22 protein-coding genes and 1 pseudogene are annotated in these 18,269 nt (G+C 36.2%); all 23 read right to left on the bottom strand.

Annotated features, from left to right (window positions below):
- Positions 1 to 17 precede the first annotated feature (17 nt).
- Entirely contained in the window at positions 18 to 1,097 is a 1,080-nt protein-coding gene (flhB, locus tag HLX49_RS05055) for a flagellar biosynthesis protein FlhB (RefSeq protein WP_296360944.1), read from the bottom strand.
- Position 1,098: 1 nt separating this feature from the next.
- Entirely contained in the window at positions 1,099 to 1,878 is a 780-nt protein-coding gene (fliR, locus tag HLX49_RS05050; RefSeq protein WP_296360943.1) for a flagellar biosynthetic protein FliR, read from the bottom strand.
- A 3-nt stretch (positions 1,879 to 1,881) separates the two neighbouring features.
- Positions 1,882 to 2,151 (bottom strand): flagellar biosynthesis protein FliQ, encoded by a 270-nt coding sequence (gene fliQ, locus HLX49_RS05045; RefSeq protein WP_073005061.1) that lies wholly within the window; start codon positions 2,149 to 2,151, stop codon positions 1,882 to 1,884.
- A 59-nt stretch (positions 2,152 to 2,210) separates the two neighbouring features.
- Complete coding sequence (fliP, locus tag HLX49_RS05040) at positions 2,211 to 2,876, bottom strand: flagellar type III secretion system pore protein FliP (RefSeq protein WP_077704081.1); 666 nt, start codon at positions 2,874 to 2,876, stop codon at positions 2,211 to 2,213.
- Positions 2,869 to 3,528: a flagellar biosynthetic protein FliO gene (locus tag HLX49_RS05035; RefSeq protein WP_296360942.1), complete on the bottom strand. Its 660-nt coding sequence runs from the start codon at positions 3,526 to 3,528 to the stop codon at positions 2,869 to 2,871. The genes fliP and HLX49_RS05035 overlap by 8 nt, the downstream gene beginning before the upstream one ends.
- A gap of 16 nt (positions 3,529 to 3,544) precedes the next feature.
- Positions 3,545 to 3,907 (bottom strand): response regulator, encoded by a 363-nt coding sequence (locus HLX49_RS05030; RefSeq protein WP_077704087.1) that lies wholly within the window; start codon positions 3,905 to 3,907, stop codon positions 3,545 to 3,547.
- A gap of 31 nt (positions 3,908 to 3,938) precedes the next feature.
- Complete coding sequence (gene fliY / locus HLX49_RS05025; protein ID WP_176087322.1) at positions 3,939 to 5,081, bottom strand: flagellar motor switch phosphatase FliY; 1,143 nt, start codon at positions 5,079 to 5,081, stop codon at positions 3,939 to 3,941.
- Positions 5,071 to 6,069 carry a flagellar motor switch protein FliM gene (fliM, locus tag HLX49_RS05020; protein ID WP_101934005.1) on the bottom strand — a complete coding sequence of 333 codons (999 nt, stop codon included), beginning with the start codon at positions 6,067 to 6,069 and terminating at the stop codon, positions 5,071 to 5,073. Before fliM ends, fliY begins: the two co-directional genes overlap by 11 nt.
- Positions 6,070 to 6,104: 35 nt before the next feature.
- Positions 6,105 to 6,524: a flagellar basal body-associated protein FliL gene (gene fliL / locus HLX49_RS05015; RefSeq protein WP_077704095.1), complete on the bottom strand. Its 420-nt coding sequence runs from the start codon at positions 6,522 to 6,524 to the stop codon at positions 6,105 to 6,107.
- The gene (locus HLX49_RS05010; RefSeq protein WP_077704098.1) at positions 6,517 to 6,738 is read right to left on the bottom strand and encodes a flagellar FlbD family protein; all 222 of its coding nucleotides are present in this window, start codon (positions 6,736 to 6,738) and stop codon (positions 6,517 to 6,519) included. Before HLX49_RS05010 ends, fliL begins: the two co-directional genes overlap by 8 nt.
- Positions 6,739 to 6,779: 41 nt before the next feature.
- Entirely contained in the window at positions 6,780 to 7,571 is a 792-nt protein-coding gene (flgG, locus tag HLX49_RS05005) for a flagellar basal body rod protein FlgG (RefSeq protein WP_077704100.1), read from the bottom strand.
- 116 nt (positions 7,572 to 7,687) lie between these two features.
- Positions 7,688 to 8,143 carry a flagellar hook assembly protein FlgD gene (gene flgD / locus HLX49_RS05000; protein ID WP_077704103.1) on the bottom strand — a complete coding sequence of 152 codons (456 nt, stop codon included), beginning with the start codon at positions 8,141 to 8,143 and terminating at the stop codon, positions 7,688 to 7,690.
- Positions 8,144 to 8,158: 15 nt separating this feature from the next.
- Positions 8,159 to 9,463 carry a flagellar hook-length control protein FliK gene (locus HLX49_RS04995; protein WP_164085536.1) on the bottom strand — a complete coding sequence of 435 codons (1,305 nt, stop codon included), beginning with the start codon at positions 9,461 to 9,463 and terminating at the stop codon, positions 8,159 to 8,161.
- A gap of 333 nt (positions 9,464 to 9,796) precedes the next feature.
- Entirely contained in the window at positions 9,797 to 10,405 is a 609-nt protein-coding gene (locus HLX49_RS04990; protein WP_077704109.1) for a MotE family protein, read from the bottom strand.
- A gap of 5 nt (positions 10,406 to 10,410) precedes the next feature.
- Positions 10,411 to 10,857: a flagellar export protein FliJ gene (gene fliJ / locus HLX49_RS04985; protein WP_077704112.1), complete on the bottom strand. Its 447-nt coding sequence runs from the start codon at positions 10,855 to 10,857 to the stop codon at positions 10,411 to 10,413.
- Positions 10,854 to 12,176, bottom strand: a complete 1,323-nt coding sequence (gene fliI / locus HLX49_RS04980; protein WP_077706900.1) for a flagellar protein export ATPase FliI — start codon at positions 12,174 to 12,176, stop codon at positions 10,854 to 10,856. The genes fliJ and fliI overlap by 4 nt, the downstream gene beginning before the upstream one ends.
- Positions 12,176 to 12,919, bottom strand: a complete 744-nt coding sequence (gene fliH, locus HLX49_RS04975) for a flagellar assembly protein FliH (RefSeq protein WP_164085537.1) — start codon at positions 12,917 to 12,919, stop codon at positions 12,176 to 12,178. Before fliH ends, fliI begins: the two co-directional genes overlap by 1 nt.
- A complete protein-coding gene (fliG, locus tag HLX49_RS04970) occupies positions 12,912 to 13,922 on the bottom strand; it encodes a flagellar motor switch protein FliG (protein WP_077704118.1) in 1,011 nt (336 codons plus the stop codon). Before fliG ends, fliH begins: the two co-directional genes overlap by 8 nt.
- 12 nt (positions 13,923 to 13,934) lie before the next feature.
- Entirely contained in the window at positions 13,935 to 15,533 is a 1,599-nt protein-coding gene (gene fliF, locus HLX49_RS04965) for a flagellar basal-body MS-ring/collar protein FliF (protein ID WP_101934007.1), read from the bottom strand.
- A gap of 227 nt (positions 15,534 to 15,760) precedes the next feature.
- Entirely contained in the window at positions 15,761 to 16,069 is a 309-nt protein-coding gene (gene fliE / locus HLX49_RS04960; protein WP_101934008.1) for a flagellar hook-basal body complex protein FliE, read from the bottom strand.
- Positions 16,070 to 16,260: 191 nt separating this feature from the next.
- Complete coding sequence (gene flgC / locus HLX49_RS04955) at positions 16,261 to 16,710, bottom strand: flagellar basal body rod protein FlgC (RefSeq protein WP_077704126.1); 450 nt, start codon at positions 16,708 to 16,710, stop codon at positions 16,261 to 16,263.
- Positions 16,711 to 16,713: 3 nt separating this feature from the next.
- A complete protein-coding gene (gene flgB, locus HLX49_RS04950; protein ID WP_077704129.1) occupies positions 16,714 to 17,112 on the bottom strand; it encodes a flagellar basal body rod protein FlgB in 399 nt (132 codons plus the stop codon).
- A 735-nt stretch (positions 17,113 to 17,847) separates the two neighbouring features.
- Positions 17,848 to 18,185, bottom strand: a pseudogene (gene tnpA / locus HLX49_RS04945) (IS200/IS605 family transposase).
- Positions 18,186 to 18,269: the final 84 nt, after the last annotated feature.

The following is an 18,269-nucleotide window of genomic DNA, read 5'->3' as shown; positions in this document are numbered from 1 at the left end:
GGGACTCTCCTTATTGCTTAAACTTTTCTCTCTAATTTATATACGTACGCCAATATTTCTGCAACCGCCTGAAAAAACGATTCTGGTATAACGTCGCCGATATCTACAACACGATATAATGAACGAGCAAGCGGCTTATTTTCAACAGTCATCACGCTATTTTCCTTAGCTACCTGTTTAATTCTTAGCGCTACCTCATCCACACCTTTAGCCAAAATGTACGGGGCAGCAGCTTTTTCTTCATCGTATTTAATGGCAATGGCTACATGCGTTGGATTTGTAATAATGACATCTGCGTTTGGAACTTCACTCATCATTCTTCTTGTAGCCATTTGCCTTTGACGCTCTTTTATCTTTGATTTAATAAGTGGGTCGCCTTCCACGTTTTTAAATTCATCTTTTACATCTTGTTTTGACATTTTCATATTTTTTTCATAGTCGTAGCGTTGATATGCATAATCGAATACAGCTAAAAACACTAGAATAATAACAGCGATAATTCCCATAACGATCGTGACTTTCCCAAAGAAACCAAGTGCTGTATCAGCATTTTTAAACGCCATCATCATCATTTCATCTTTATAAATCCAAATCACAGTAAAAGTTACTGTACCAATACTAACGATTTTTAATAGTGATTTAAGTAATTCCACAATCGCTCGCAAAGAAAAAATTCGCTTTGCCCCTTGAATAGGGTCAATCTTTTTTAAATCAAACTTCAGTGGCTCCGTTGTAAATAAAAAGCCAATTTGCAAAAAACTTGCAGCCAGTGCGCCGATAATCACAATGATCATAATTGGCGCTAACATTTTTGCTACTTCCAGTGTAGCTCCATTGAAAACTTGTGCCACAGTAGTTTCCGTTACTTGCCAATGAATAAACTCCGTAAATGTATGTTCATATAAAGATGTCATTTGATTCTTCATGGAACTTCCGAAAACATAAAGAACGATGAGCGCAAATAACAACAATATGGCTGTATTAACATCTTGACTCTTAGCAACTTTTCCTTTTTTTCTTTCATCTTGACGTTTTTTCGGGGTAGCTTTTTCCGTCTTTTCACCAGCAAAATATTGTAAGTCCAGCTTTAATGACAACTTATCCACCCCCGAATAAATATAGCAAACTGCGTATCGTAGCAAATAAAATTTCAAAAAGATCTTTTGCTAACACTACATATAAACTCATAAAAACCAATAATACGATAAAACTAACTAGTATTTTTAATGGTAAGCCAACAACAAACACATTTAATTGTGGAACGGTTCGAGCAATAATTCCTAACGCTACATCAACTAGGAAAAGGCAGCCTACAATTGGAATGGCAATTTGAAAAGCAATAAGAAACATCGCGTTAAAACTTTCGATAACATAGTGAACGATCGATTCATTTTGAAATGGGACATATTGCTCTAATGGGATAAATTGATAGCTATTTACCATTCCATCTATTAAGATATGGTGTCCATTTACCGATAGTAGAAATAGTAAAGCAAAAATATAAAAATATTGACCAGTTAGCGGGCTTTGTGCTCCCGTTTGTGGATCAATAACATTGGCAATGGCAAAACCCATTTGAAAATCAATAAAACCACCAGCGATTTGCACTGCTGACAAAATGATATATGCGATCAAACCTATAAGCAAACCAACTATAGTTTCCTTTAAGAGAAGTAAAAAATAATGTCCATCTATCGCTATCGCAGGAGCATCAACCGCATAAAACATTAAGAAAGCAAGAAAAAAGCTTAATCCTAATTTAAACGGCCTTGGAATTGTTCGATAAGAAAATAATGGCATCGTAGCAAAAAACGCTACTACACGTACTAAAATTAGTAAAAATACAGGTAAACGATTTATATCAATAACATCTAACATTTTTTATCCTACAAACTGATTCATATTTTGAAATAGATTAGAAGTGAACTCAATCATTTGTGTTAACATCCAAGGCCCAAAGAAAACTAATCCTACCAATACAGCAACAATCTTAGGAATAAATGCTAACGTTTGCTCCTGTATTTGTGTTGTTGCTTGAAAAATACTGACAAGCAGTCCTACAACTAGCGCAAGTAAAAGCAGTGGGCCAGTTACTAGTAAGATGGTAAACACGCCTTTTTCTGCTAGCGTTAAAACGAATTCACTGCTCATTTTTGTGCCCCCTATCTGGTTTAAGGAATACAGGACGGCTAACGCCCTGCACCTCCTATTTAAAAGCTGTCCAGTAATGAATGAGTAATTAAATACCAACCGTCTACCAGCACAAATAGTAATATTTTAAATGGCAATGAAATCATAACGGGAGGAAGCATCATCATCCCCATAGACATCAATACACTGGCAACAGCCATATCTATAATAAGAAAGGGAACAAAAATCATAAACCCCATTTGAAATGCTGTTTTTAATTCGCTTATAGCAAATGCGGGAACTAAGGTTGTTAACGGTATTTCCTCGACAGCATTTGGGCGCTCTAGTTCAGCGTAATTCATAAATAAGGCTAAATCTTTTTGCCGCGTATGTTCAGCCATAAATTGCTTAATTGGTGTACTTGCTTCATCGTATGCTTCATCTAATGTCATTTCCTCATCGAACAATGGCTGCAATGCATTATCATACACGTCATTAAATACAGGTGCCATAATGAAAAAAGTAAGAAACAGTGCAAGACCAATGAGTACTTGATTTGGTGGCATTTGCTGTGTCGCTAATGATGTTCGAACAAACGACAGTACAATAACAATTCTTGTAAAACTCGTCATTAAAATTAAAATACTTGGCGCCAATGTTAGAACTGTTAATAATAAAACTAACTTTATGGAAGTGGACACATTTTCAGGATCAGAACTCGAGAACATATCAATAAATTCATTCATTACGATCTTCCTTCTGTGCAAACTGCTGTATTAATTGGTTGCGATTTTGCTTTAACTTGTCCAATTCCCTTGTAAATTGCCGTTTGAAATTCGTTTGATCATTTGTTTTCATATTTTTTGATCCATGATTAAATTTTTGCAAAAACTTTGGAAGAGTAGCTGTTTCATAAGCTACACCCTCCTTTCGTAAGTCATCAATAACAGACTCATCCGTTATTTCCTGAAGCAGCTCAACATTATCTCCTACACCGATTAAATAATACTTTTTCCCTAGGCGAACAATTTGCAATGATTTATTCTGTCCTACAGATATACCTGCAATGTTCTCTAATGCTTTCGCTTGGTTAAATAACGCATTTTTTCGTTTCAAAAACAAAAGCAAGAGATAGATCAAACCGAGAATAAGCAATAAAGCAATGATTAACTTCACAAAGCTTAGCCATAGTGGATCTGCATCTGTGTCTTTATTCAATAATGCCGTCTTATCTTCATTATTTTCCTTCTCTGCTGCATTTGTTTCTGTAGATTCGCAGTCTGCTTCGTCATTGATACAATCATTAACAGATTTAGGAGCAGCCGCTACATCTAATTCCGTTACAAACAGAAATAGGAACAAGCTTAACAAACTAAATATAACCGTTAATTTCTTCACACACATTCACTCACTTTTAGCTTAAAGCTTTCTGAATTGCTTCAATAACGCGATCCGCTTGGAACGGTTTTACAATAAAATCCTTTGCTCCTGCTTGAATGGCGTCAATAACCATTGCTTGCTGTCCCATCGCGGAACACATAATGATTTTTGCTTGTGGATCAACGGCTAATATTTCGTTTAATGCCGTAATCCCATCTTTTTCTGGCATTGTAATATCCATTGTTATTAAATCAGGGTTTAATTCATTATATTTTTCAACAGCTTGTACGCCATCTTGTGCTTCACCAACAACTTCATATCCATTTTTCGTTAGAATATCCTTAATCATCATTCGCATAAACGCTGCGTCATCTACTATTAAAATACGATTGCCCATAAAGCAAAACCTCCCACTATATTTTGTTCACTTACTTCAGTTTGTTTAATCGATCGGATTGACTCAAAATGTCCGTTACACGAACACCAAAATTTTCATCAATGACAACTACTTCTCCAGTTGCAATCCGTTTTTCATTTACTAAAATATCTACCGGTTCACCTGCTAATTTATCTAACTCTACAATAGAACCTTGTGATAAATCTAAGATATCTTTAATCGTACGCTTCGTTCTACCAAGCTCCACCGTTACTTTTAAAGGAACATCCAAAAGCATATCTAAATTACGTTGTTCTGTTCGGTTTAAAGTCACGGGCTCAAATGAAGAAAATTCTGCTTGTTGCACATTAGATTGCTCCGTTGCTGGGTGATGATTCCCTATAAATTGTTTTGTATCCTTAGCATGAGAGTGATTCTTTTCGGGTTCCAAGTAATTATCATTATATTCTTTATGACTCGCTGGTTCTTCCATAACTGTCGATGCTACCTCTTCTTCGCTTGGTTCGCTAGAAACTAATTGGTCTACTAATTCTTTTGCAAAATGAATTGGCATTAATTGAAAGAGTGTAGAATCAATAAGATCACCAACTTTTAATTGGAAAGTTACTTTAACAAAAGGATCGTCTCCTAAAGTCTTTTCAGATTCTTTTTCCGGATCTTCTAAATGGATCGTCGGCGGAGAAATGTCTACACGTTTATTGAATACCGTAGACATGCTTGTAGCAGCAGCGCCCATCATCTGATTCATTGCTTCCTGCACAGCACTTAAATGAATTTCATTTAATTCTTCTGATGGGTTTCTGCCATCTCCTCCTAGCATAATATCAGATATAATAGCTGCATCTTCGGCTTTTATAACAAATACATTCTTCCCAGAAAAACCTTCTAAATAGTTTACTTGGACACTTACTGGTTCAAAGGTGAAATTTTTCAACTCCTCCTGAGCTATAACAGAAACTTCAGGTGTCGTAATTTCAACTTTTTCTTTTAATAATGTAGATAAAGTTGTAGCAGAGCTACCAAAGGATATGTTACCGATCTCTCCTAATGTGTCAATTTCCATTGTAGATAAGAAATCATTCGTAATGGAGCTAGAGTTATCATCATCTTCTGTAGAACTTACATCTAATAGTGCATCAATTTCATCTTGAGATAGCTTACCGTCATTCCCCATCTTCATTCCCCCCTTTAAAAGTATCTAATATTTGGACGGACATTCTATTTTTATATGTACCTGGTTGTACAAGAAATTTCGGCTCATCGTTTACCTCTAATATTAGTGGACTTTCAATGGATTGATCGAGTCTAATAATATCTTTTTTGCCTAATTTCAAAAACTGTTCAATGGTGATCGTTGATTCACCTAAGATTGGTTTCACCTCAACAGTTGCTTGCTGGATATTTCTAGTTATTTTTTCATATGCTTCATCATTACGTTTTTTTCCAGCCGTTTGCATCCAGTAATGAACAGACAACTTAGATATAATTGGTTCTAATACAATATGCGGAATACAAATATTAATCATGCCGCTTGCTTCTCCTATCGCAGTATTAAGCGATACAACCACGACAGTTTCATTGGGTGAAACCATTTGTAAAAATTGTGGATTTACTTCAAAGTCTTCCATAACAGGATCAATGTCTACAATGGAAGCCCAAGCTTCTTGGAGCTTCGTACTCGCCTTTTCAAACAACTGTGACATTAGAAGTGTTTCAATTTCGGTTAAATTTTCGACTTTATTAAAACTAACGCCTTGCCCACCTAAGGTTCTATCAAGCATCGCATAAGCAATGTTTGGATTAATTTCCATTACAATTCTACCTTCCAGCGGCTTAAGACTATATGTATTTAAAATCGTCATCTTAGGTACAGAACGAATAAACTCTTCATAAGGTATTTGATCCACAGATGCAACCGAGATGTTTACATATGTTCGTAGTTTAGCTGAGAAAAAAGTGGTCAATAACCGGGCATAATTTTCATGTATCCGTGAAATACTACGAATTTGATCCTTAGAAAATCGCAATGCACGTTTAAAATCATAGACACGCACTTTTTTTTCTTGATCTTCTTTTTTTAATTCGTCCGCATCCATTTCACCTGAAGATATAGCGGATAATAATGCATCAATTTCATTCTGTGAAAGAACTTCTTCTACCAACGACCATCACCTCCAAATCGGAGTCGAAAACTTTCTTATTGTAAAATCTTACTAATTGTATAAACATCCGTTATCTTCCCTGTAGTCATGACTTCATTTAGTTTTGTTTTTACGTGTTTTTCTAAATCATTAAGCCCCGATTGGAAATCTTTTTCTTCTAAAGTAGCTAATTCTTTGATAAGAATATTTTTTATTTGAAAGTCTCGTTTCTCGATTTCCTCTTTTGCATCTTTTCCATCGGTAATAATTTGAAATTGTATTCTTACAAAACTACCATCTTTGAGATCTGTTGTAATTTCAGGTGTTTCGTATGAATATTCCTCCATTTTATCAATGGATGATGTTTTTCCACTTTGCTCATCTGAGTTAACATATTGGACAACGACGAAAGCGGAAATCCCTATAATCAGTATGACAGTTAATGACGTTAGCATCGTTTTTACTAGTTTATTCATCGCCGTTGCATACCTCCTTCTTGGTGACAACTTGAACACCAATTTGCTGATAATACGCTAAAGTTCGCTGGAGAACTTCTGAACGAGTTTCCTTTACAACAAATTTCTTTCCATTCATTAACGTAATCGTTGTATCTGGAAAATTTTGAACCTGTTCAATCATAACTGCGTTTAATGTAAATTCGTCACCGTTTAATCTTGTTAATGAAATCATGTGTAGGTGGGAGCGAAGAAACGCTCCCTTTCCTCCTTAATTTATCGTTTTAAATTTACAAGTTCTTGAAGAATTTCATCGGAAGTCGTAATAATTCTTGTGTTTGCTTGGAACCCGCGTTGCGCGGTAATCATTTCTGTAAATTCTTCCGATAAATCAACGTTAGACATTTCAAGTGCACTTGGTACAATTTTAGCAGCGCCTTCTGTTTCTGGAGCAACAATTCCGTTATAACCCGCATTTTCACTATTAAGAAATAAATTGTTACCGGCTTTTTCTAAACCTGCTGGGTTAGAAAAACTAGCGAGGGCAATTTGCCCACCATCAACTGGGTCTCCATCAGCATTAATATACGTAACTGTACCATCGGTTCCAATACTAAAACTTTCAGCGTCTTCAGGAATGGTCAAGTCCTCTCCGCCAACACTTTGCAAATAGAATCCATTTGCATCGACAATGCGATCATCATCATCTAAATAAAAGTTTCCGGCCCGTGTGTAATAGGTAGTGCCATTTCCTTCCACAATAAACATGCCATCGCCTTCTAGCATCAAATCTAACGGATTTCCAGTTGTTTGCCTAAACCCTTGAGTGTGAATATTATCGATTGATCCAAGCTGCGAACCTAAACCTACTTGAGAAGGGTTTATTCCACCACGCGTAGCCGTAGGTCCTTGAGCTCCAGAAGTTGTTTGGCTCATCATATCTTGAAATGTGACTCTTCCTTTTTTAAAACCTACTGTACTTACGTTTGCAATATTGTTCCCAATAACATCTAACTTTGTTTGAAATCCTTTCATACCAGAAATTCCTGCATACATAGAACGTAACATTGTCATTTCCCCTTTATATTAAAATTAAATATATTTTGAGCGTTTGAGGTATATTAGATTCCAACTGCGTACGTAACCGATAAAAGCTAAATGCTTATTTTCACCAGTGGCTACTTTTACTTGTCCTCTGTTTCTTCAAACGCCGGATCATTTACTTGCAAAGCTGCATCCGCGTAAATCTTCTCTCCATTTTCTAATTCTAGAATTGCCCAACCCTCATTCTGACTAACAGCGACGACCCTACTTGTTTTTATTTCCGTTTCCTTACCCGTTTCTTCATCATAACTTTGGTAAGTTACCTCTTTTCCTAACATGTGACTATATTTGATCACAGGAGAAACAAGTTGACTTTCTACTAATGTATTAATAGAATTTGACATGTTCATCATCTGCTCTAAAGAACTAAATTCTGCCATCTGTGATACAAATTGACGATCATCCATCGGATTAGTAGGATCTTGATTTTTTAATTGGGTCATTAAAATTTTCAAAAATTCATCTTTTCCTAGATTTGGGCTGGGTGTTCGCTCTTTTTGATTATGTAAATAAAGCGAAGGATCAATTTTTGCCATTATCATACACCCCTTTTATACTTGCTCATTCATTAATAGTTCATGGAAAGTAGTCATAAATTCTTCGTTATTATCTGCAGCAGAGTCATCGTGAAATTCTTGTTGTTTCTGCTCTTGTGAATCAGAATACTGCTGCGATTCAGATCCAGTTCCCTTTTGCATTTGTTGGCTTTGCTGCAATATGCCTTCTTGTTTTTCAATGGTTACTTGCTGCGGAGAAAACATATTACGGAGCTTATGTATATTAGACTCTAACATTTCCTTTGCAGCTTGCGACTGTACTAGAATACGAACTGCCATCACTCCATCTGTTTGCGTAAATCGGACTGTCATATCACCCAAGTGTTCTGGACGCAACGTTAAATGAAGCTGGTTGACACCATTTGGCATTTTCATAAATTTACTTGATTGCATAATTCGCTGTAGTTGTTGAACTAGCTCTTGACCAGTATTTCGTTGCGTTTGCTGCTCTGGTTGAAGATATATGACATGCTGTTCAAGTTTTGCCATAGGTACCGAAGTTGGGTTTATATTATTCATAGTTGTTATTGGCTCTTTAGCATAGGTTGTTGTCTGCTTAGTTTTCGACATTTCCTCCATTACTTTTGTAAGCCACTTAGCGACATCACCACTTGATATTTTAGCTTCATTATTGTAATGCTGTTTCTGAACAAACGCACTTCTTTTTTCAAATGTAGCCACTAACTGTTTCCAAATGGTTGCTTCTTTTGTATTCCCTCCTTCGTTTAAACGGATTATTGCCTTTTCCGTATTCCCTGCGGTACTTACTTGTTTACTTAACTCAGACCATTGCTGTAATAAATGAACTAACTTTGACGCTGCTTGTTGTATATTTGGTTGATTATTTTGTTGATTGTTTAGCTGGGATAGTAAAGTGCTTACCTTAGAGAAAATCGCAGTTAATTCTTTCTGTATCAATAAATTTGCTGACTGCTCATCTGTAATTGATATACTTTCGTTACCTAACAATAGTTGCTCACTTGGAAGTTGTTTTTCTATTTGTATGGCTATCTCTTTATTTAAGGATTCTTCCGGTTGTACTCTTTCATTTCCTTGTGTTTCAAACCATTTACTTACCCACTGTTGCATGAAAGGAGACATCTCCTCAGACAACCAGTTAGTTTTATCATCAGGTAATTTTTCACAAATTTGATCCATCATCTTTCCTAGTTCTTGCTTAGAGGCTAGCAATTCATGAAAAGCATGTTCCGTTTGTTGCTCTTTTACTGTCAATGGCATAGAACCTTTTTTATCAACTGTTGATGGTAACTGCTGCAATAACATCGCAACGTTAATCATTTTAACACCACCTTCCTTGAGCATTTTATTGCGCGTAATTCCATATATAATGAATCTTTTCACTTCCCCTTTACATATCCTCCGATTTTGTAGTGGGGAATCGTACAGCAGCTTATCTTCACGGGAAACAGGACGTCAACACTTTAAAACTAAAAATTATAGAATTGATGTCAAAGAAAATCCACTTTTTAAGTGAGCGTAGGCTATGACTTGCATCTTTAAATGCTATCCACATATAATTAGCATTTTTTCGTCAGAACTACTACTTAACAACCTACTCCGTATTGGAAATGATGAGATTTTTGACATATTATCTAGCTGCTTAATAAAGGACTACTCTTCCTCTGCCTTATCTAAAAATTGCTCTGTTAATTGCGCAGCAGTAGTTGCATCCATTACTTCTAATATCTTGCCGCGTTCCTTGTCATCCAACTCTTCTAAAATGGCTAATGCTGTTTTTCTCTTTAAATCTTGTAAAATTTGAGCTGCTTTTTCTTCATCCATTTCTTTAAACGAAGTAGACATTGATTTAAAGGAATTCTTTTTTGTTTGATTTTTATCCTTCTTCTGTTGTTCTTCCGTCTGATTTTGCTCTCGATCTTGAAGTTTAATAACGTCTTGTTCGAGCATTTGGATCGTTGTCTCTTTCTCTTTTAGTTCTTCTTGTAATTGTTTAATCTCTGAATCCTTATTTTCAATTTGTGATTTCAACTGCGTATCCGCTGCATCTTTTGCCTTCTTACCATCTTCTTCATCTACAAATGATGAAACACCAGGAATCTCTGCTGCTTTCCCTTTCACCCAACCTCCTACATCCACACCTGTAGCTAACAAAATAATGGTGACAAGCGTAATAGTGAAGCCTATAGGGACAACAATTGCGAACAAGAACCAAAGAAAAGGATTCATTTTTTTTGTATCTGCTTGTTTTTTCTTAACCATTCGCTTCACCTATTTTTATATTTTAAAAATTGCTGCATGGATATTTCATCCATCATCGATTTTTCTAATTTTTCCTGTGCTTCCATTTCTCTTTGCTTACGATGTGCAATCATTTTCTCAAATTTTTTTGTTTCTACATGTGCCTCTGTTAAGTCAGATTGTTTTGCTTCCATATCTGCTCTCGCTCTTTGTACTTCCTCTTGTAAATGGACAATCATAGCATTTAATTTTTCTAAATAGTCAACCTGTTCCCTTAATTTTTCTAACGTTGTAGTTTGTTGCATACATTCTTCATAGGTTTCTTCTGCTACTTCTTTCTTTTTTAACAATTGGTATAATTGGGTGGCAGAATTTTCAAAGCAATCGATAGCCTGCTGATAAGCTTTTTGAGCTTGTACTTTTTCCGTTTCTCGAACATGCAGTAGTTTAGTTAAGACTACCGTTCCACTCATTTCCGAGCACCTCCGTGAAGCAGATTTTTCATTAAATGAATAGATTCTTCTAACGAGTAATAATCACTAATCCCTTGTTTAAGAAAAGATACAATTTTAGGATAATAATCCATTGCTCGATCAATTTCTTGGTCTGTCCCACGTTTATAAGCCCCTATTTGAATCAATTCTCTATTCTCTTCAAACGTTGCGAGTAAATTCCGAATTTGTTTAGCTGCCTGCTGGTGATTTTCGCCTGTAACTTGCTGCATTACCCGACTGATAGATTGCAATATGTTAATCGCAGGATATTGACCTCTTTCTGCTAATTTACGATCCATAATGAAATGGCCATCCAAAATACCTCGAACAGTATCAGCAATTGGCTCATTCATATCATCCCCATCAACGAGCACCGTATAAAAAGCCGTAATGGTCCCATTAGAATTGGTTCCAGTTCTCTCTAAAAGCTTAGGTAGTGTCGCAAATACAGACGGTGTATAACCTTTAGTCGTCGGTGGTTCCCCAGTGGCCAATCCAACTTCTCTTCTTGCCATAGCAACTCGTGTTACGGAATCCATCAATAAATTAACGCGGTAACCTTGATCACGAAAATATTCGCTAATAGCGGTAGCTGTATCCGCACCCTTAATTCTCATTAAAGCTGGTTGATCAGATGTTGCTACGACGACAATGGACTTTTTTAGCCCTTCTTCGCCCAAATCTTTTTCGATAAACTCTCTAACTTCGCGTCCACGCTCACCAATCAATGCAATAACATTGATATCTGCTTCACTGTTCCTTGCAATCATTCCAAGTAAAGTACTTTTTCCTACACCACTGCCAGCAAAAATACCAATTCTTTGCCCTTCGCCAACAGTTAGTAACCCATCAATAATTTTAATACCAACCTGTAAAGCATTTGTGATTGGCGGTCTTTGCATTGGATTTGGCGGAGATTGATCGGTAAGATAGCTCATAAGGCCTTTTTGCAACGCTTTACCATTCAAAGGCTTTCCTAAAGCATTAATAACATTACCAATTAACCCTCTACCAATTTTAATACTAAGTGGTTTTCCAGTAGCTTCTACTAAACAACCAGAACCAATTTCTATTACTTCCTCATAAGGCATTAAAATAATTCGTTCCTCATGAAATCCTACTACTTCTGCAATGATTGGAGTTTCTCTTTGAGAAGCTGGATGAATGTAGCACACTTCACCGATGTTTGCAGCAGGACCTTTAGACTCGATCATAATACCTACAACACGCAATACTTTCCCGTAACGTTTGTACGTATCTAATTTAGAAATAGCATTTAAATAAGCAGTTGCATTCATCATTTTCCCTCTCCTGCTAATTCAATTAGAGCCTTGCCAATCTCTTCAAGCTGCGTATCAACCCCCACGTCAACTTGTCCGTATGGGTATTTAATCATACAGCCGTTTTCTTCTATTTCATCTGATACATAACACATAAGCTTTGCATTTGGTTCAATTAAAGAAGATAACTCTTCTTTATGTTGCACGACAAATGCATATTGGTTTGGATGTAAATATAAAGCAATTTCAGATTGATCTTTTAATTCTTTAATAGCTGCTTGAATAATAGGTAAAAATGATTTATGGTCTGCTACTATTTCTTGTTTGATAATTTTTTCTGCTGTATGAATAGCGATTTCCATAATTGTTTCTTCATGTTCTTCAATCAGTGAATAATATTCGTGCTTGGCACTTTCAACCAAATGATTTGCATGATCTACATAAGCCTTATACGTAGTTAGCGCTTCTGATTTCCCTTCCGAAAAACCAGCTTGGAACCCTTCTTCCTTTGCAGCTTCGACGTATTTTTGTCTTTCTTCTTGCCAAGCACCCTTTTCAGCTTCAATCTCTCGTTTTGTTTGTTTTATCAATTGTTGGCGCTGTTCTCGAAGTTGCTCTAATGCTTGTTCAGCTTGCAACAGTTCCTGATCAAGTTCCGATTTATCATGAGCTTCTTTTACATGCGTATTACTTGGCTGAAAGACGCTAACTGGCTTTATACGAATTTGTTTTCTTTCAGTTATCCGTGAAGGATTAGACAATGATATCATCTCCCCCACCTCTAGCAATAACGATCTCACCTACATCCTCAAGTCTCCGTATGGTTGAAACAATACGTGTTTGAGCCTCTTCAACATCACGCAGACGTACGGGTCCCATATATTCCATTTCTTCTTTAAATGTCTCTGCCATTCGCTGAGACATGTTTTTAAATATGATGTCCTTCACTTCATCGCTACTCACTTTCAATGATAGACGAAGATCTTCGTTATCTACTTCACGAATTATACGTTGAATAGCACGATTATCTAAAATAACAATATCTTCAAACACAAACATCCGTTTTTTGATTTCATCTGCAAGCTCTGGATCTTGAATTTCTAATGCATCTAAAATTGTCCTTTCTGTACTTCTATCAACTCCATTTAATACTTCTACTACTGCTTGTATTCCACCAGTTTGCGTATAGTCCTCTGTAAATGAAGCAGAGATGTTTTTTTCCAGCACTTGCTCCACTTGAGAAATAATTTCCGGTGATGTAGAGTCCATTGTCGCGATTCGCTTTGCGACATCTGCTTGCATTTCTTGTGGTAATGCTGATAATATTTGCCCAGCCTGTTCCGAATCCAAATAGGACAGGACTAAAGCGATCGTTTGCGGATGCTCTCCTTGTATAAAATTAAAAACCTGTTGTGGATCCGCTCTTCTAGCAAAATCAAATGGTCGCACCTGTAATGAAGAGGTTAGGCGGTTAATAATGTTCGTTGCCTCTTGTTTGCCGAAAGCTTTTTCTAACACTGTCTTTGCATAGCCAATTCCACCTTGAGCAATAAAGTCTTGAGCTTGAGCTATTTGATGAAATTGCTCTATAATCTCCTCTTTCTTTTGGTTATCTACTTTTTTAACTGAAGAAATTTCTAAACTTAACCGTTCAATTTCTTCTTCCGTTAAATGTTTATATACTTCTGCAGATACATCAGGGCCTAAGGAGATTAATAGAATTGCAGCTTTTTGCTTACCAGTTAATCCTTTATGACGTGCCAATATTCATACCCCCTATTCCTCTCCAATCCAACTGCGTAGTAATTTCGCGAAATCTTCTGGTTTTTCTTTAGCAATCTTTTCTAACTGTTTTTTACGAATCGTAGCTTCTGAATCTTCCTGTTCTGGAAGGTCAGGTACTTCCATTGGTGCTGTTGATTCTTGTAACAGCTCTTCTTCTTCACTTTCTGCTTTTCTACGACGCAAGAAAATAATTAGTAAGACAATAATAGCTAGAAGCAACCCGCCCCCAACTGCATAAACCCAAGTTGGTATAGTTGACGCCGTTGTATCAGGTTGAGTATCTGCACCCGTAAACTCTTGAAAAACAATGGATACATTTTCTTCTGGCGTAACATCTTCTTCGTATGCTGCATCAATGGATGTCGTAACAATGGAATTGACAATAGAACTAATTCCTTCTTCGACAGCAGTCTCTTCTTGCTGTGATAAATATTCTACTTCATTTTCTTCTGTAGTTTTCGCACGGTTAACCGCAATTTGAATGCCTAAATCACGAATCTTATATGGGCTTTCTACAATATTTTTTCTTATTCGATTAAATTCATTGTTGATGGTTTCTTTTGTCATTTCATATTCGCCATCACCATCATCATCTGTAGCCTGATAATTGGCCACGTCTTCCTCGCCAGTACCGCTGATTCCACCTGCAGCCGCGCCATTCCCTTCATACGTTTCCTGTATCGTTTCTATACTAACAGGTAATCCTTCCATACTTTCTAAGTCAACTGGTTCGACAAGCTCTTCTGTTCGATTTTCTTGTGTGAAATCAATATCTGATGTTACGGACACGATAACATTTCCAGGTCCTACCATGGCTCCTAGCATTTGCTGCAATCGTTTTTGTACGTCTTTTTCAATATCTTGTTTAACAGTTTGTTGATACGTGTACGAGTCTTTTGATGTGTTGTTTCCAGAGCTCTCTAGGTCAAAACTCTCAAAATATTGATTTGTAATAGCAATATTCTCTGTAGGTAAATTCGGCACAGCCTTGGAAACAATGTGATACAGTCCGTTTATCTCACTTGGTTCAAAGTTATAGCCTGCTTCTGTATGAATAACAATCGAAGCGCTTGCTTCTTGTTTGGCATCATTTACGAATACAGGCTCTTCTGGCATATTAATCATCACTTTAGCGTCTTGAATGCCATCAATTCCTTTGATTAAATTTGCCAATTCTGTTTGCATCGCGTCAAGCTTCATAACATTAAATTCGTTTTCAGTAACTCCCCATGAAGCATTTTCACTAAAAAAGGAGTAATCAATATTGCCGCTGTTTGGTAATCCTTGAGCAGCAAGGTCAACCAAAAGACTATCCACTTGCTCTTCTGGTACTTCAATTACCTTACCACCATCTGTTAATTCATAGGGAACACCTTTAGCGTCCAACTCTCCTTTAATTTGTCCCACTTCTTCCATAGATAAATTATTATATAATGGAACATAGTTTGAATGCGTTGTAAAAAGGACAATGCTTACTATTAAAAGGAGACCAACAAAAATGGAACCGAAAAATGTTATTTTTTGAACTTTTGTACGATTCCTCCAAAAATTCGTTGTTCGATCTTTCCAATTTATCATCTTCTCTTTCATAAGTTCCCCCACCAACATGCTCTAGTAAAATATCTTTCTATATGTACTGTACGTAAAGAGGATAAAGCATCACCTCGTGCAGAGATGCTATAAAATTATTCCTAGTTATGTAATAAATGAGCCTGAAAATCTTTAACCAATCAGACAGTAGATAACGAAATGCTATTTAAAATTACAATTGCAATAACACTTGTAGAAATGTTTTATAACTGCTAGATCCTTTTCATCTACACTTGCATACTCATCATTTCTTTATAGGCTTCAACTGCTTTACTCTGAACTTGTACAGTTGCTTCTAAAGCGATACTAGATTTTTGAGAGGCAATCATAACATCATGCAAATTTGTAATATCACCTTTCGCCATTGCTTCCGTTTTTTCATCAGAAATGGCTTGTACTTCATTTACATTATTAATGGCATTTTTTAATGCGGAAGCAAATTTTGCTTGTGCTTCACCAGGAGATATTTTTGGTTTACTTTGAACAGTTGCATTTGGAGATAGTTCTGTTATTGAATTGCTAATTCTTTGAATCATAAAAACCCTCCTATTTAATGCTTTTGTAGCTACTCTCTAATAAATTGCTTTGTCAATGAACTTACTGATTATTCGTCTTTTAAAGTATAAGCCGATTCCTTTCTGAAATTTAGGTCTTTGTAAATTCTCACTTACCTTTTCCCATGTGCAATTACCCTTAAAATATTGGCACCTATATCGTAAAAATATACTTATTTACCAATTTCTAAAGCTTTCATCAACATAGATTTCGTAGCATTTACAGACGTTATATTCGCCTCATAAGAGCGAGTGGCGCTCATTAGATCAACCATTTCCTTCAAGGGGTCAACGTTCGGTAATTGAACATATCCATCTCCATTAGCATCCGGATGACTAGGATTATATACTTGCTTGAACGGAGTTTCATCTTCTTCTATCGATCTGACACGCACACCACTAGAAGCTGGAGCATTAGCTGCTTTATGTAAAAAAGATTGAAAAGAAGCTCCCTCTGGCTGCAATGCAACCATTTTTCTACGGTATGGTTCTACCTCTCCGTTCTGATTGACGGTAGCCCTCGTTGATTGTGCATTAGCAATATTAGATGATATCACATCCATTCTTAATCTTTGTGCTGTCAAAGCACTAGCACTAGAGTGTAACGAATGAAACATGGACATTATTTACCTGCCTCCTTTTAAAGCTGTTTGCAAACTTCCAAATTTCCCACTAATGCGATCCACTAGCGCTTGGTAGTAAATTTGATTTTCAGCCAAGTCTGCCATTTCCTTATCTACATCTACATTGTTACCATTATGCTGATATGATGATGCTTGATTTATAATAGTTTTATAGCCAGCTGGTTGCGTATCTCCTTGAAATCCTATATGACGGCTGTTTGTTGTTTTGGCCTGTATAGGTCGCGAAAGTTCATGTGCCAAATAATTCTTAAATGTAACATCTTTCGCTTTATAATTAGGTGTATCTAGATTTGCTAAATTTGATGAAATTGCTCGATTTTTGGCGGAAGAATAGCCTAATGAATGTTCTAAAGCTTGAATTGTTCCATTAAACAAACTCATTGTTTCACCCCTAAAAAAGTACTAGTTATATTTCAAAAAGCAGTCGAAAAGTAATGTTTATCTACGAATAGTTTAAGTCATAATCAAACTAAAGTCTATGGTTTTTAGACATTTTTATATAATACATTACAAGTTGGTTATTTTTTACTAGGTCAATTATACTATATTTATGTTTTGTATGATTGACTTTTCTTTCAATTAAGGACTTTCAAAAATCGACAAAATATGAATAACTTCAACAGGAATGCTTGGGGTGAAATAATAATGATAGATTAAAAATCATACAGGATCGATGTATTCAACTCGATAAGTAACTACATGTCATAGTAGTGTATACTAGAAAAACTTGACTCATTGCCAATTCTTTATGGCAAAAACCGTTTTTTTTGCTTAAGCAATAAATTTTATACTTTGTCATAAAGTGAATCTTCCTTTAGCCGAGGTTTTCCTTCACCACCCACTGATTGTTAGTAGCTAAAGGGTATTACCTAAAGACGCTTACGAAATAGGAGGTGTAGGTACTGTTATCTCCGCTTAGACTTGTTCAGCTCACATCTTCAAGCAGGAGTCTTGCAGCACCTTATATTGGGGATAAAATCATGACCAACCTGTCCAACGGGTGTTTTACACAATGGCTATAAGCCAAAACTACCTACCAGCGTCTATAAGCAATGGCTCTCATTTAGCATTCAAACCTCATTGTCTTTGCCTCTTTTGCTTTCCCCTAAAGGAGTGTTAGTGTTTCTTGCCACCCTTAAAAGGGTCTTCGTACTCTCTTACGCTTAACTTATCTAATGCTATATCATGCTTCTCTTGCCCTTGTATATATTTTTTACCTTTGCTTCATTCAGCCCCACTGTACTTACATAATAACCTCGCGCTCAAAAGTGCCTATTACCGAATTTATATTTCAAGTTTGCATGCTTATCTAAAATTATAAGAGCGCTTCTTCCTTTTTTAATAACCCATAAAGGATACCGCTACTTTTGGTGGGATACTTACTAACATGTGCACATGAATAGGCATAAGATGACCTCTGCTTTGTATTTACATAACCATTTTGTATGCACCAAACTATTTCCTTTTTTTGCCAATTTAATCACTTTCCTTTCTATAACAATCTCTATTATAGAAGAAAGTGAGTTTTTTGTTTGGTA

Source organism: Virgibacillus sp. (genome assembly GCF_013393565.1).
Classification (GTDB): domain Bacteria; phylum Bacillota; class Bacilli; order Bacillales; family Amphibacillaceae; genus Virgibacillus; species Virgibacillus dokdonensis.
Note: the sequence above shows the minus strand (reverse complement) of the source record. Positions and strands in the feature narration are given on the sequence as shown.